Here is a 15,644-nt window from a genome sequence, read left to right on the forward strand (position 1 = left end):
GGTAAAAGGGTGTGAGATATGTTGTTGCTTGCTGGCTTGGTTGGATTGGCTGCCGTTGGCTCGGTCATGTGGATCGGGGATTTTGGGGATGCCCAGGATGAGAGCGGAGAGGGGAATGACCGCTTGGACGAAGAGACGGCTGTCGAGGGCATGATCGAACCCGATGCCGATCCCGGTGATGCTTACCCCGATCCTGATACGCCCGCGGATATGGTGCAGCCCGGTTCGGTCTCCGTGTCCGGAGACGAAGTGACTGGCAGCGATGGGAACGACACGCTGGCTGGAACCGATGCGGACAGTACAATTCGGGGTGGTGCAGGAAGCGACGCGATTGATGGGGCCGGCGGGGCGGACGATCTGTCCGGCGAGGATGGTGAGGACTGGATCTGGGCCGGAGACGGTGATGATCAGGTCTCCGGCGGAAACGATGACGACACGCTGCATGGCGAGGACGGCAACGACACGCTGAGCGGCGATGATGGCGACGACGAACTTTGGGGCCATGTTGGCAATGACCTGGTGATGGGCGGCGCGGGTGATGATGTCCTGCAGGACGGCACGGGGGCGGATACGCTTTGCGGGCAGGACGGGAATGACGGTGTCCTGGGCGGTCACGATGACGACCTGTTGCAGGGCGGTATGGGCGCCGATTCGCTGTTTGGCGGTAGCGGTAATGACCTGTTGGATGGCACGGAACGAAATGCCCATGGGGTGGACGCGGACGAAGCGGATTACCTGAACGGCAATGACGGCGATGACACGATCCTTGCCGGGAACGGCGATATCGTGACCGGCGGACAGGGCGCGGATCAGATCGTCCTTTATGGCAATGGCGCGGAAACGGTGAGTTTGATCGATTTCACCGGCGGTGAAGATGAATTGCTGGTGGTGTTCGACAGCGTTCCGGCAAATGCGAATATCGCTTTGGTGCCTGATGAAAATGACCCTGACCTCACGCATATGGAAGTCGATGGTGAACGGGTTGCATCGATCCGGGGTGCCGATGATCTGAGCGAGGCGGATATTTCCCTCATCTCGGCGGCTGAGGCGGCAGTTTGGGAAGACGCCTTTCCACCAGCCGCGTGAACCGGCGCAGACAGGTCTTTTCTTTTTCAGGATTCTCTTCTATACGCGCGCATCCGTTGCGAGTGACATTGCAATGGGTTTTCTCCACGGGCCTTGCTGGACGACATCCCGGCTTGCGCCATAACCCTTAATCCGAAAGGAGACCCCGATGTCGATCACTGCAGAAGAAAAAGCCCGCGTGATGAAAGAATTTGCGACCAAGGACGGCGACACCGGTTCGCCGGAAGTCCAGGTTGCAATCCTGACCTCCCGCATTTCCACGCTGACCGAGCACTTCAAGACCCACAAAAAGGACAACCACTCCCGTCGTGGCCTCCTGAAGCTTGTCGCGCAGCGCCGGAAACTTCTGGACTATCTCAAGGCAAAAGAAGAGGCTCGTTACCAGGACCTCATCAAACGCCTCGGTATCCGCCGCTAAAGGTTTTGCGGTCCGTCTGGATCGGCAACGCCCGCTCCTCAGGGAGCGGGCGTTTTTTGTTTTCAGGCATTGAATCTGCAACCGCCATTTGTGACTGGAAATGGCTTGCCCGTGGCGATGGCGCTCTGGATTTGGAACGCGTTTGCAGTATCGGCCAGCGTGGGCAATGCGTCCCCGGGGGAATAGCTTTGACTTTCCGGGTTCAGGGCGCGACGAGTTGGGTACGCCTGTTTGAAACCGCCCCGGACGCGACCATGAAACCCAAATTGCTGACAACGTTGCCAGGATATAACCGGACACAATTCATCGCCGATGCATTGGCGGGGACAACGGTTGCCATGGTGGCGCTGCCGCTCAGCCTCGCGATCGCGATTGCGTCGGGGGCCGATCCGGCAACCGGTCTTGTCACGGCGATTGTCGCCGGGTTCCTGATTTCGGCGCTGGGTGGAAGCCGGGTTCAGATTGGCGGGCCGACAGGGGCATTCATCGTCGTCGTTGCCGGCGTTATTGCGGCGCACGGTTTCGATGGGTTGGTTCTGGCGACATTCATGGCAGGCTTGATGCTGATGCTGGCGGGGTTTTTGCGTGCCGGAAGCCTGATTGAATATGTACCCGAGCCAGTCATCAATGGGTTCACAATCGGCATCGCATTGATCATTGCCGCCAGCCAGGTCAAGGACCTGTTCGGACTGAGCATCGCTGCGTTACCTTCCGAATTCCTGCCCAAACTGGACGCCCTGTGGCAAGCGCGTGCATCGGTCAACGGGGCCGGTCTTGTTATCGGGTTGGGGACGATGGTGCTGATTGTCGTCCTGCGGCGGCTTTTCCCAAGGTTCCCCGGGCTGATCGTGGCGGTTGGCATGACCTCGCTGATCGCGGCGATTGCCGACCTTCAGGTTGACACGATCCACAGCCGTTTCGGCGCGTTGCCCGACCGGCTTCCGTTGCCGCGGTTGCCCGAATTCAGCGGCGCGCGGATCGTCGAGCTTCTGCCGTCGGCCTTGGTCATCGCCTTTCTGGCCGGGATCGAGTCCCTGTTGTCGGCACTGGTCGCCGACCGGATGTTCGGGGGACGGCACCGGCCGAATGCCGAAATGCTGGCCCAAGGCGCGGCCAATATCGGGTCATCGTTGTTCATGGGTTTGCCCGCAACGGGTGCAATTGCACGCACGGCAACCAATGTGCGGGCCGGTGGCAGGACGCCAGTGGCCGGGATCGTCCACGCGTTGGTGATCCTCGCGGTGATGTTGCTGGCGGCTCCACTGGCCGGATACCTCGCGATGCCCGCGCTGGCCGGTCTTCTGATCCTGACGGCATGGAACATGAGCGAGCCGGACAAATGGCGGCTCTATCTCGCGGGGCGACGGTCAGACGTGGTCCTGTTGTGCCTGACCATGGGGTTGACGGTGTTGGTCGATCTCACGGTTGCCATTTCGGTGGGCGTTGCGGTCGGGTTGGCGCTGCGCTTGCGCAGGAGAAACGTTCCGCCGCCGGATTGGCATGCGCCGGACAGGTGAAAGCGCGTAGAACTCCATCCTTTCCAAACCGTTCAAAAACCTGTATGGCCCCCGCATCTGAGACGTGACGCTCTGACCCCGGCGCATGGATACGATGGAGGGGTCGGCGGCAATGGGGCCGCCAATCAATCGGGGACCCGGGATACGCCTGGGAGCGCCCCATACAGGATACGCAAATGTTCAACATTTCGAAGAAAAGCATGCAGTGGGGCGAGGAGACGCTCACACTGGAAACGGGCAAGGTTGCCCGTCAGGCGGATGGCTCGGTCATCGCCACCCTTGGTGAAACCAGCGTTATGGCCAACGTGACTTTTGCCAAGCAACCCAAGCCGGGTCAGGACTTCTTTCCCCTGACCGTCCACTATCAGGAAAAATACTATGCCGCCGGTAAGGTTCCGGGTGGCTTCTTCAAGCGCGAGGCGCGCCCGACCGAGAAAGAAACGCTGACCGCGCGTCTGATCGACCGTCCGATCCGCCCGCTTTTCGTGCCGGGCTTCAAGCATGAAGTGCTGGTGATGTGCACCGTGCTCAGCCACGATCTGGTCAATGATCCCGACATCGTCGCGATGATCGCCGCCTCCGCCGCGCTGACCATTTCCGGCGCGCCCTTCATGGGTCCGATCGCGGGCTGCCGTGTGGGTTACGTCGATGGCGAATACATCCTCAACCCCGAGGTCGAGGATATGCAGGACCTGCGCCTCAACCCCGAGCAGCGTCTGGACCTCGTTGTCGCGGGCACCAAAGACGCCGTGATGATGGTGGAATCGGAAGCCTACGAGCTGACCGAAGAGGAAATGCTGGGTGCCGTGACCTTTGCTCATGAGCAGATCCAGCCGGTGATCGACCTGATCATTTCGCTGGCCGAAGAAGCGGCGAAAGAACCGTTCGACTTCCAGCCGCCGGAGTACTCGGAGCTCTATGAGGCTGTCAAAGCCGCGGGCGAAGAGCAGATGCGCGCCGCTTACGCGATCCTCGACAAGCAGGAACGCACCGCTGCCGTTGGCGCCGCCAAAGAGGCGATCATCGCTGCCCTGACCGAGGAACAGCAGGAAGATGCCAACCTTGGCTCCGCACTGAAAAAGCTCGAATCCACTGTCCTGCGCGGTTCGGTCGTGAAAGAAGGCAAGCGGATCGACGGCCGTGCATTGGATCAGGTGCGCCAGATCGTTTGCGAAACCGGCCTGCTGCCCCGGACCCATGGTTCGGCGCTCTTCACCCGGGGCGAAACCCAGGGTCTGGTCGTGACTACGCTGGGCACCGGTGACGATGAACAATTCATCGACGCGCTGCATGGGAATTTCAAATCCAACTTCCTGCTGCACTATAACTTCCCGCCCTACTCGGTCGGCGAAGCGGGTCGCGTGGGCCCTCCGGGCCGCCGCGAGATTGGTCACGGCAAACTGGCATGGCGCGCGCTGCAAGCCGTTCTGCCTGCCCCGACCGATTTCCCCTACACCGTGCGCATCGTGTCCGAGATCACCGAATCCAACGGCTCGTCCTCGATGGCGTCGGTCTGTGGTGGGTCGTTGTCAATGATGGACGCTGGCGTTCCGCTCAAGAACGCGGTGGCCGGTGTGGCCATGGGCCTGATCCTTGAAGACGATGGTGAATACGCGATCCTGACCGACATCCTCGGCGACGAAGATCACCTCGGTGACATGGACTTCAAGGTTGCGGGTACCGAGAACGGCATCACCTCGCTGCAGATGGACATCAAGGTTGCGGGCATCACGCCGGAAATCATGTCCAAGGCGCTGGCGCAGGCCAAAGACGGCCGGATGCATATCCTGGGTGAGATGAACAAGGCGCTGGACGGTGCTGCGGAATTCTCGATCCACGCCCCGCGCATCGAGACCATGCAGATCCCCACAGACAAGATCCGTGAAGTGATCGGTTCCGGCGGTAAGGTCATCCGCGAGATCGTCGAAGTGTCCGGCGCCAAGGTCGACATCAACGACGAAGGCATCATCAAGATCGCGTCGCCCGACGGCGAGTCGATCAAGAAAGCCTATGACATGATCCATTCGATCGTGGCCGAGCCGGAAGAAGGCCAGATTTACAAAGGCAAGGTCGTCAAGATCGTCGATTTCGGTGCCTTTGTGAACTTCTTCGGTAAGCGTGACGGTCTGGTGCATGTGTCCCAGATCGAAAACCGCCGCCTGAACCATCCCTCGGATGTGCTCAAGGAAGGTCAGGAAGTCTGGGTCAAACTGCTGGGCTTTGATGATCGCGGCAAGGTTCGCCTGTCGATGAAAGTCGTCGATCAGGAGACCGGCGAAGAAGCAAAGAAAGAGGAAGCCGAGGGCTAAGCCCGAAACTTGCGAGAAAACCGAAAGCCCCGGTGGAAACGCCGGGGCTTTTGCTTTGGTGGCCGCTGCGTTTCAGAAACTTGTCAGGACGAGGTGTTGCGCTATGATTTCTTGGGTCGGTTTTGCCGCCGTCATCCGAATATTAATTTTACAGATGTTGTCGCGAACGCGCCGACCAGTAGGTGACAAGTCGGTTCTTTTAATAATTCATCGAGTCAAAGAATGGACATTTCAATGATCAGAAAACTCGCAATTGCCGTTGTCCCACTCGCGCTTGCTGCGTCCGCGATGGCGCAGGACATGCGCACGGAAACCGTGCGGTTCCAGTCCGGAACAAGCGGCGCGACGATTTCAGACACGATCCAGGGTTATGAGAGCGTGGTCTACAAGATCGGGGCCAGCGCCGGACAGCGCATGAAGATCCGGCTTGAGCCGTCCAACCTTGCCACCTATTTCAACGTTTACGAGCCAGGCCGTGGCCCCGGGGATCAGGCTTTGGTGAACGCGCAGTTGACGGGTCCGATGGTTCCCGACGTCAACTACTTTGACGGTGTCTTGCCGACCGACGGTGAATACAGCGTGTCCGTCTACATGATGCGCTCGGCCGCGCGACGCGATGAAATATCCAACTACGCGCTCTATGTCAGCATCGAAGGTGGCAATGCAGCGATGCCACAACCCGACTATGCCGATGGCAATCAGGGCGGGCCTGATTTCTATCAGGTGGCAACCTCCGGGGGCGGCGGTCTGAACCTGCGATCTGCCCCGTCGGCCAGTGCCAGTGTCGTCACGCGACTGTCCAATGGGCAAAATCTCAGAAATCTCGGATGTCGCAGCGCCGAGGGGCGCAGTTGGTGCCGTGTCGCAACCCTTGCCGATCCGGGATATGAGGGATGGGCCGCTGCGGATTTCCTGATTGAAGGCAGCAATTCGCCCGCCTATGCCGCAGCGCCGGGCGGCTCCAGCGACGGAACAAGCACCGAGCGTGTCCGTTTTGCACCCGGCACCAGCGGGGCGGAACTGACAGGATCTCTGATGCCCGGCGAGTCACGCCGCTACATGATTGGCGCGAATACCCGACAGAACCTCTATGTGCGGGTCGCCAGCGACAGCAGCGACATGTATTACCAGATTTTCAATCCCGGCAATTCCTTTCTTCTGGATCAGATGACAGCGGCGCAGGAGTATCGGGGTGAGCTTTGGCAATCGGGCGATCACGTTGTCGAAGTCATCAATCGCGGCAACGCGCAAGAGACGTATAACGTGATTATCGGGATCGAGTGACGGCGGATGCCGCGCCTTGGCGGCGGCCAGTTATTGCGACCGCCGCCCCACATCGCCCGACCACCACGCGCGCTTGATGCCCTGATAGACGGTGATCTCGGACCCGACCGGGAACGCTTCGATATCGTCGAGCTTGTGCATCATGCTCTTGCCCTTGCGGCCGTTCTTTTCGCGCCATGTCAGGCGGTAGCGTGGTTTGTTGTTGACGCGCATCGCGGTGCGCTCGTGGCCGGTCACCGTGGCGGGTTCCTCAGCGCCGTATTTACGTGCACGCATGGCGGCGACCGCGCGACCGCCCGTGAACCAAAGCGCGCCCAAGGTGAGCAGACCAAAAACCAGCCCGATGATCTGTGCCACGCGTGATCCGGTGCGCGTCTCGCCCCGTTGCAATTCGGTCTGGTCGGGTTCGCTTTCAAGATACCAGATCGGCATTTCGTCGCCGTCCTGCGCGGCATTATAGCTGGCCCGCCCGACAGAGCGCGAGATTTCCACCGTTTCGCCGGCATCTGTGACGAATTTCAGGTTCAGGTAATAGGTGATTGTCCTGTCGCCATCACTGTCGGTGCTTTCGCGGTAGTATTTCCCCGTCACCGTCGCCACGGTTTCGCGCCCCTCGGTCTCGAACCGCTCGGCCAGTTTTAGCTGGGAGTGGCTGATCACGGTCAGAACGATCAAAGGCAGTAGGAAGACAAACACCAGCCATCCCCCCATCCGGAAGAACAACCGCCAGAGCGATACGGGAGAATCTGTTGCAATCTTTGTCATGACCTCATGATTGCGGCCCGGGGGCGCGTGATCAAGGCCGGAATGCCTTACCCGCTTCCCCTTCGCCCCCACATTCGCTAGACCGGCCCGGACGCAAAGACGGACAGCGGGATAACCCATGGCACTGGACAAGACATTCGACGCACAGGCACGTGAACAGGCGATTTACGAAGCGTGGGAAAAGGTAGGAGCCTTCCGCGCAGGCGCGAATGCCCGCGACGGCGCATCCTCCTACTGCATCATGATCCCGCCGCCCAATGTGACCGGCGTTCTGCATATGGGCCATGCCTTCAACAACACGCTGCAGGATATCCTTATCCGCTGGAAACGCATGCAGGGGTTTGACACGCTCTGGCAGCCGGGCACTGACCATGCGGGCATCGCTACGCAGATGGTGGTGGAACGCAAGCTGGCCGAAGAGCAACAGCCCTCGCGCCGCGAATTGGGGCGCGAGAAATTCCTTGAGAAGGTCTGGGACTGGAAGGCGCAATCGGGCGGCACCATCATCAACCAGTTGAAGCGCCTTGGTGCGTCCTGTGACTGGGACCGCACGGCATTTACCATGTCCGGGGCCGAAGGCGCGCCCGAGGGCGAAGAGGGCAATTTCCACGATGCGGTGATCAAGGTCTTCGTGGACATGTATGAAAAGGGCTACATCTATCGCGGCAAGCGGCTGGTGAACTGGGACCCGCATTTCGAGACGGCGATTTCCGATCTGGAGGTCGAGAATATCGAAGTGGCGGGCCATATGTGGCACTTCAAATACCCGCTCGCCGGGGGCGCGACCTATGAATACGTCGAGAAGGACGAAGACGGGAATGTCACCCTGCGCGAGACGCGGGATTACATCTCCATCGCCACGACCCGGCCCGAGACGATGCTGGGCGACGGCGCGGTTGCGGTGCATCCCTCGGACGAGCGTTACGCGCCTATCGTGGGCAAGCTCTGCGAAATTCCGGTGGGGCCAAAAGAGCATCGCCGGTTGATCCCGATTATCACTGATGAATACCCCGATCCCGAATTCGGCTCAGGCGCGGTGAAGATCACTGGCGCACATGATTTCAACGACTACCAGGTCGCCAAACGCGGCGGCATCCCGATGTATCGCCTGATGGACACCAAGGGCCATATGCGTGACGACGGCGCGCCTTATGCCGAGGCGGCGGGCATTGCCATGGAGGTGGCGCAGGGCGAGCGGGAACTGACCGAGGCCGAGGCGGATGCGGTCAATCTGGTGCCGGATGATTTGCGCGGTCTGGACCGGTTCGAGGCGCGGGAGCGGGTGGTCAAGCAGATCACCGATGAGGGTCTTGCCGTGATGACGACCGAGGTGCAAAAGGACGAAGACGGCAACGAGATCGAAGCTGCTGTGCCCATGGTCGAGAACAAACCGATCATGCAGCCCTTTGGCGACCGCTCCAAAGTGGTTATCGAGCCGATGCTGACCGATCAGTGGTTTGTGGACACCGATAAGATCGTGGGCCCGGCGCTGGACGCGGTGCGCGATGGTACGGTGAAAATACTGCCGGAGTCGGGCGAGAAAACCTATTACCACTGGCTGGAGAATATCGAGCCCTGGTGCATCTCTCGTCAGTTGTGGTGGGGGCATCAGATTCCGGTTTGGTATGGGTTCGACCTTGATGCGAGCGGTTTCCGCGATGACGAGGGCGACGGCGCGCTCGATCTGGTCGAGATGGGCAGGCTGCTGCATGCACAGAACCTATTGCGCGGTGACGAGCGTCATCATTGCGCGGCCGATTTCGCAACGGTGCAAGGGCAGTTTGCCGATGTGCTGGGAGGGTTGCCGACGCCGCTGAATCATTCACGGGTGATCGAGGTGGCGGATCGCGATGCAGCGGTCCATACGCTGGCTGTCAGCCTCGCGGAATACGAGGCCAGCCAGGACCCGACCAAGCTGGTTTACCCGGTCTGGCGCGACCCCGACGTGCTCGATACATGGTTCTCCTCCGGTCTCTGGCCCATCGGCACGCTGGGCTGGCCCGAGGACACGGACGCGCTGCAGAAATACTTCCCCACCTCTACGCTCATCACCGGGCAGGACATCCTGTTCTTCTGGGTCGCGCGGATGATGATGATGCAGCTGGCGGTCGTGGATCAGATCCCGTTTGACACGGTTTACCTGCATGGCCTTGTGCGTGATGCCAAGGGCAAGAAGATGTCGAAATCCACCGGCAACGTGATCGACCCGCTGGAGATCATCGACGAATACGGCGCGGACGCGCTGCGTTTCACCAATGCGGCGATGGCGTCGCTGGGTGGTGTGCTCAAACTCGATATGCAGCGCATCGCCGGCTACCGCAATTTCGGCACCAAGCTCTGGAATGCCGCCCGCTTTGCCGAGATGAACGGCGCTGTGGGCAGCGATGGCACAATCCCCGAGGCCACAGCCTCTGTGAACACATGGATCATTGGTGAGACCGCCCGCGTGCGCGAAGTGGTGGACGCGGCGCTGGCCGACTTCCGTTTCAACGACGCGGCGCAGGCGCTGTATGCCTTTGTCTGGGGCAAGGTCTGTGACTGGTATGTGGAGTTCTCCAAGCCACTCCTTCTGGACGGGGACGACGCGACCAAGGCCGAAACGCAGAAGGTCATGGGATGGGTCATTGACCAATGCCTGATCCTGCTGCACCCGATCATGCCGTTCATCACCGAGGAGCTTTGGGGCACCTTGGCCGAGCGGCAAAAAATGCTCGTGCATGCGGATTGGCCGACTTATGGCGGCGATCTGGTGGATGCAGAGGCGGATCGTGAGATGAACTGGGTCATTTCGGTGATCGAGAACACCCGCTCCGTGCGCGCGCAGATGCATGTGCCGGCGGGTCTGCATGTGCCGATGCTGGTGACACAGATCGATGATCTGGGTCAGGCCGCCTGGGACCGCAACGAGACGCTGATCAAGCGGCTGGCGCGGATCGACTCGCTGACCAAGGTGGATGATTTCCCCAAGGGCTGCGCCACGATCCCGGTGGGCGGGGCGACCTTTGGTCTGCCGCTGGCGGACATCATCGACGTGGACGAGGAAAAGGCGCGGCTTGAGAAAACTCTGGGCAAGCTGGCCAAGGAATTGGGTGGGCTGCGCGGGCGGCTCAAGAACCCGAAATTTGTCGAAAGCGCGCCCGAAGAGGTGGTCGAGGAAACCCGCGCCAACCTTGCCGAGCGTGAAGAAGAAGAGGCGAAGCTGAAAGAGGCGCTGCAGCGTCTGTCCGAGCTGTAATCGTCGGGCGGCGCGCTCAGTCGCTCCGGGCCGCCACGCAGGGGGAAACAAGATCGCAAATCTTGCGCTCCTCCTGCTGCGCAAGATCGGCCAGCCGACGCCGTGCGCGATTTGGGGGCCGGGGCATCTGGTTGTTTCGGGTCCGTCCAGGTGGCCCGCATCGTCTCGATGACCGGCTGAACGCCTGACCCGACCCTCGGCGATCCGGATGAAGCTTGAGCGAAACAAGGCCGCGCGACGCATTGGTGTCAGATAAGCACTACTGTCCCGGATGAATGCGGGAAGCTGAAGCGAAACAAAGCATTGGCAGAAGAGGTGGTGCCCCCACACGGACTCGAACCGCGGACCTACTGATTACAAATCAGTTGCTCTACCAGCTGAGCTATAGGGGCACGCGGCAATCCTCTAATTGCAACTGCGGTCCGTCGCAAGTCAATTTTCACGCCTCTTTGCACGGAGATTGATGCTTTAACCTCCGGGTCCCCGCTTTATAGTGCGCGCAACGTCAAACACTTGGACATGCCGGGATGAAAATCGTCATACATGCTGGGGCGCATGCGACCGATGAGGATCGGCTGTTGAAGTGCCTGTTGCGCAATGCGGATGACTTTCGCAAACAGGGAACCTCGATTCCCGGCCCGGGCAAATACCGGCAATTGATCAGCGGTGCGCTTAACGCCCTGAGCAAGGGACCACCGGCAGATCAGGCGCGGGATATCGTGCTGGATGCCATCTGCAATGATGATCCGGACAAGATCAATCGTCTGATCCTGAGCCATGAGAACCTGTTTTCCGTGCCCAAGATTGCGCTGGCCTCTGACCGTTTCTATCCGCGCTCGGAGGATCGGATTGCCAGCCTGCGCAGGCTGTTTCGTCAGGATGAACTGGAGCTCTTTCTTGCGATCCGAAACCCGGCCACATGGGTCCCGGCTGTGTTTGAAAAGACACCGCATGAGGATGTGTCGGCGTTTCTCAACGGCTCTGATCCGGCGTATCTGCGGTGGTCGGAATTGATCGAACGCATTCACGCGGTCAATCCCGGGTTGCCGATAACCGTCTGGTGCAATGAAGACAGCCCGCTGATCTGGGGGGAAATCGTGCGCGCCATGGCGGGGTTGCCGTCAGGTCGCAAGATTTCCGGTGCGTTTGATTTGCTGGCGCAGATCATGTCGGATGAGGGAATGAAACGGTTCCGGAGCTACCTTGCGTCGCATCCTGTCATGACCGAGAAGCAAAAACGCCGGGTGATGATCGCCTTTCTGGACAAATTTGCGCTTGATGATGCCGTCGAAGAAGAGCTCGACCTCCCCGGCTGGGACGACGACTACGTCGATGTCCTGACAGAGTTGTATGAGCAGGATGTTGATGTTATCGCTAACATGTCCAATGTGACTCTCATTTTGCCGTAGTTCGCCGGCGCCGGGGTGCGTCGATCCGGCATACCCAGTCATACGAGTTTACCCAACGCGCCCGAATGCGTATCCCATCGCCAAATGTAATAGACGGAAGACACGATATGTCCGACTTCAATAAAATCCTCATCGCCAACCGGGGCGAGATTGCAATCCGTATCATGCGGGCCGCCAACGAGATGGGGAAGAAAACTGTCGCGGTCTATGCCGAAGAGGACAAGCTGGGCCTGCACCGGTTCAAGGCCGATGAAGCCTATCGCATTGGCGAGGGGCTGGGGCCGGTTCAAGCCTATCTGTCGATTGACGAGATCATCCGTGTGGCCAAGGAAAGCGGCGCGGATGCGATCCACCCGGGCTATGGTCTTCTGTCCGAGAACCCTGATTTCGTGGATGCCTGCGCGGCGAACGGCATCACCTTTATCGGTCCCAAGGCGGAAACCATGCGGGCGCTGGGCGACAAGGCATCGGCGCGCAAGGTGGCGATTGCGGCGGGCGTGCCTGTGATCCCGGCGACGGAAGTGTTGGGTGATGATTTCGACGCGATCACCAAGGAGGCCGCCGAAATCGGCTATCCGCTGATGCTCAAGGCGTCCTGGGGTGGCGGCGGGCGCGGCATGCGCCCGATCAACGGACCGGAGGAGCTCAAGGACAAGGTGCTGGAGGGCCGTCGCGAGGCGGAAGCCGCCTTTGGCAATGGCGAAGGTTATCTGGAAAAGATGATCATCCGAGCGCGGCACGTCGAAGTGCAGATCCTTGGTGACAAGCAGGGCAGCATTTATCACCTGTATGAGCGCGATTGCTCAGTCCAGCGCCGCAACCAAAAGGTCGTGGAACGCGCGCCCGCGCCCTACCTGTCCGAGGCGCAGCGCGAAGAGCTTTGTGAGCTGGGCCGCAAAATCACGGCACATGTGAATTACGAATGCGCGGGTACGGTCGAGTTTCTGATGGATATGGAAACCGGCAAGTTCTATTTCATCGAGGTCAATCCGCGCGTTCAGGTCGAACATACCGTGACCGAGGAAGTCACCGGCATCGACATCGTTCAGGCGCAGATCCTGATCGCCGAGGGCAAATCGCTGGCCGAGGCCACGGGCAAAGCGTCCCAGTATGACATCCGCCTGAATGGCCACGCTCTGCAGACACGGGTGACGACCGAGGACCCACAGAACAATTTCATCCCCGATTATGGTCGCATCACCGCGTATCGGTCCGCCACCGGGATGGGTATCCGCCTTGATGGTGGCACGGCCTATGCGGGCGGGGTGATCACGCGCTATTACGATTCGCTCCTGACCAAGGTGACCGCCTGGGCGCCGACACCGGAAAAGGCCATCGCGCGGATGGACCGGGCGCTGCGCGAATTCCGGGTGCGCGGGGTGTCCACCAATATCGCGTTTGTGGAAAACCTGCTCAAGCACCCGACCTTCCGCAACAACCAGTACACCACCAAGTTCATCGACGAGACGCCGGAACTGTTCCAGTTCCCGAAACGTCGTGACCGGGGCACCAAGGTTCTGACCTATATCGCGGATATCACCGTGAACGGTCATCCCGAGGTACAGGGCCGGCCCATGCCGCACCCCGATCTGAAACCGGCCAAGCCGCCGAAACAGCGCGCGGAACCTGCGCCGGGGACCAAGACGCTGTTGGACGAAAAAGGCCCGCAGGCGGTGGCCGACTGGATGTCCGCACAGAAAAAGCTGTTGATCACCGACACGGCCATGCGCGACGGGCACCAGTCGCTTCTGGCCACGCGGATGCGCTCGATCGACATGATCAAGGTGGCACCCAGCTACGCCGCCAACCTGCCGCAACTTTTCAGCGTTGAATGCTGGGGCGGCGCGACTTTCGACGTGGCCTATCGCTTTTTGCAGGAATGCCCGTGGCAACGCCTCCGCGATCTGCGCGCACGCATGCCCAACGTCATGACCCAGATGCTGCTGCGCGCCTCAAACGGCGTGGGCTACACCAACTATCCCGACAATGTGGTGCAGTTCTTTGTCAAACAGGCGGCGGAAACCGGCGTCGATGTGTTCCGCGTCTTTGACAGCCTGAACTGGGTCGAGAACATGCGCGTCGCGATGGACGCGGTGATCGAGGCGAACAAGGTCTGTGAAGGCACGATTTGCTACACCGGCGATATCCTTGACCCGGACCGCGCCAAATATGACCTGAAATACTATGTCCAGATGGGCAAGGACCTGCGCGATGCGGGGGCTCATGTTCTGGGGCTCAAGGACATGGCGGGGCTGCTCAAGGCTTCTTCGGCGGGGGCGCTGATCAAGGCGCTCAAGGAAGAGGTGGGCCTGCCCATCCATTTCCACACGCACGATACCTCTGGCGCGGCGATCGCCACGATCATGGCCGCGGCCGAGGCAGGGGTCGATGCAGTGGACGGGGCCATGGACGCGCTGTCCGGCAATACCTCCCAACCGACGCTGGGTTCCATCGTAGAGGCGCTGCGCCATACCGAGCGGGACACAGGGCTGGATATTTCCGCGATCCGCGAAATCTCCAACTACTGGGAAGCGGTGCGCGGCCAATACGCGGCATTCGAATCCGGTCTTCAGGCCCCGGCCTCCGAGGTCTACCTGCACGAAATGCCGGGCGGGCAGTTCACCAACCTCAAGGCACAGGCGCGCTCGCTTGGGCTTGAGGAGCGTTGGCACGAAGTGGCCCAGACCTATGCGGATGTGAACCAGATGTTCGGTGACATCGTAAAGGTCACGCCGTCCTCCAAGGTTGTTGGTGATATGGCGCTGATGATGGTGTCGCAGGGGCTCACGCGCGCCGATGTGGAAAACCCCAAGACTGACGTGGCCTTCCCGGATTCGGTGATCGACATGATGCGCGGCAATCTGGGTCAGCCTCCGGGCGGTTTCCCCGATACCATCGTGAAAAAGGTGCTGAAGGACGAGAAACCCAATACAGAGCGTCCGGGCAAACATCTCAAGCCGGTCGATCTGGAAGAGGTCCGTGCCAAGGTGATTGCCGAGATGGAAGGCAAGGAGGTCGATGACGAGGATCTGGCGGGGTACCTGATGTATCCCAAGGTCTTCCTTGATTACATGGGCCGTCACCGGGTTTACGGCCCGGTCCGCACGCTGCCTACGCGTACCTTCTTTTACGGGATGGATCAGGGCGAAGAGATCACCGCCGAGATCGATCCCGGCAAGACGCTGGAAATCCGCCTGATCGCCGTGGGCGAGACGCAGGATGACGGCGAAGTGCGGGTGTTCTTTGAACTGAACGGTCAGCCGCGTACCATCCGCGTGCCGGATCGCAAGGCCAAGGCAGTCACCGCCGCGCGTCCAAAGGCCGAGGCGGGCAACGCCAACCACATTGGTGCGCCGATGCCCGGTGTCGTGGCGAGCGTTGCGGTCAAGGCGGGCGATGCGGTCAAGGAGGGCGACATGCTGCTCACCATCGAGGCGATGAAGATGGAAACCGGTTTGCACGCGGAACACGACGGAACGGTCAAAGCCGTGCATGTGCAGCCCGGCGCGCAGATCGATGCCAAGGACCTGCTGGTGGAATTCGAAGCAGAGTGACGCATTCGGTTACAACTGGAAACAGGGGCTACGCTTCGCGGCGTGGCCCTTTTTCGTTTCCCGGCCG

General features: G+C 60.3%; 9 protein-coding genes and 1 tRNA gene. 8 read left to right on the top strand and 2 right to left on the bottom strand.

The window, feature by feature from the left end; all coding sequences use genetic code 11:
* Window positions 1–18: 18 nt before the first annotated feature.
* The 5 genes from PGB28_RS13220 (at window position 19) to PGB28_RS13240 (ending at window position 6,614) form a co-directional block, all read left to right on the top strand.
* Window positions 19–1,086: a calcium-binding protein gene (locus tag PGB28_RS13220; RefSeq protein WP_271421990.1), complete on the top strand. Its 1,068-nt coding sequence runs from the start codon at window positions 19–21 to the stop codon at window positions 1,084–1,086.
* A 148-nt stretch (window positions 1,087–1,234) separates the two neighbouring features.
* Entirely contained in the window at window positions 1,235–1,504 is a 270-nt protein-coding gene (rpsO, locus tag PGB28_RS13225) for a 30S ribosomal protein S15 (protein WP_271421991.1), read from the top strand.
* A 254-nt stretch (window positions 1,505–1,758) separates the two neighbouring features.
* On the top strand, window positions 1,759–3,021 hold the full coding sequence (locus tag PGB28_RS13230; RefSeq protein ID WP_271421992.1) for a SulP family inorganic anion transporter: 1,263 nt from the start codon (window positions 1,759–1,761) through the stop codon (window positions 3,019–3,021).
* A 176-nt stretch (window positions 3,022–3,197) separates the two neighbouring features.
* A complete protein-coding gene (gene pnp, locus PGB28_RS13235; RefSeq protein WP_271421993.1) occupies window positions 3,198–5,330 on the top strand; it encodes a polyribonucleotide nucleotidyltransferase in 2,133 nt (710 codons plus the stop codon).
* A gap of 234 nt (window positions 5,331–5,564) precedes the next feature.
* Window positions 5,565–6,614, top strand: a complete 1,050-nt coding sequence (locus tag PGB28_RS13240; RefSeq protein WP_271421994.1) for an SH3 domain-containing protein — start codon at window positions 5,565–5,567, stop codon at window positions 6,612–6,614.
* 30 nt (window positions 6,615–6,644) lie between these two features.
* Here PGB28_RS13240 and PGB28_RS13245 read toward each other — a convergent pair whose 3' ends face one another.
* Entirely contained in the window at window positions 6,645–7,379 is a 735-nt protein-coding gene (locus tag PGB28_RS13245) for a DUF3592 domain-containing protein (RefSeq protein WP_271421995.1), read from the bottom strand.
* Between the two features lie 118 nt (window positions 7,380–7,497).
* On the opposite strand from PGB28_RS13245, the gene PGB28_RS13250 reads away from it, so the two are divergent.
* Window positions 7,498–10,614 carry a valine--tRNA ligase gene (locus tag PGB28_RS13250; protein WP_271421996.1) on the top strand — a complete coding sequence of 1,039 codons (3,117 nt, stop codon included), beginning with the start codon at window positions 7,498–7,500 and terminating at the stop codon, window positions 10,612–10,614.
* Window positions 10,615–10,930: 316 nt separating this feature from the next.
* Here the strand turns inward: PGB28_RS13250 and PGB28_RS13255 are convergent.
* Window positions 10,931–11,006, bottom strand: a tRNA-Thr gene (locus PGB28_RS13255).
* Window positions 11,007–11,141: 135 nt separating this feature from the next.
* Between PGB28_RS13255 and PGB28_RS13260 the strand changes: the two genes are divergently transcribed.
* Both PGB28_RS13260 and PGB28_RS13265 read left to right on the top strand, forming a co-directional pair.
* On the top strand, window positions 11,142–12,023 hold the full coding sequence (locus tag PGB28_RS13260; RefSeq protein ID WP_271421997.1) for a hypothetical protein: 882 nt from the start codon (window positions 11,142–11,144) through the stop codon (window positions 12,021–12,023).
* 107 nt (window positions 12,024–12,130) lie between these two features.
* On the top strand, window positions 12,131–15,577 hold the full coding sequence (locus tag PGB28_RS13265) for a pyruvate carboxylase (protein WP_271421998.1): 3,447 nt from the start codon (window positions 12,131–12,133) through the stop codon (window positions 15,575–15,577).
* The last annotated feature ends 67 nt before the right edge of the window (window positions 15,578–15,644 follow it).

Source organism: Primorskyibacter aestuariivivens, from assembly GCF_028023675.1.
GTDB lineage: Bacteria > Pseudomonadota > Alphaproteobacteria > Rhodobacterales > Rhodobacteraceae > Marinovum > Marinovum aestuariivivens.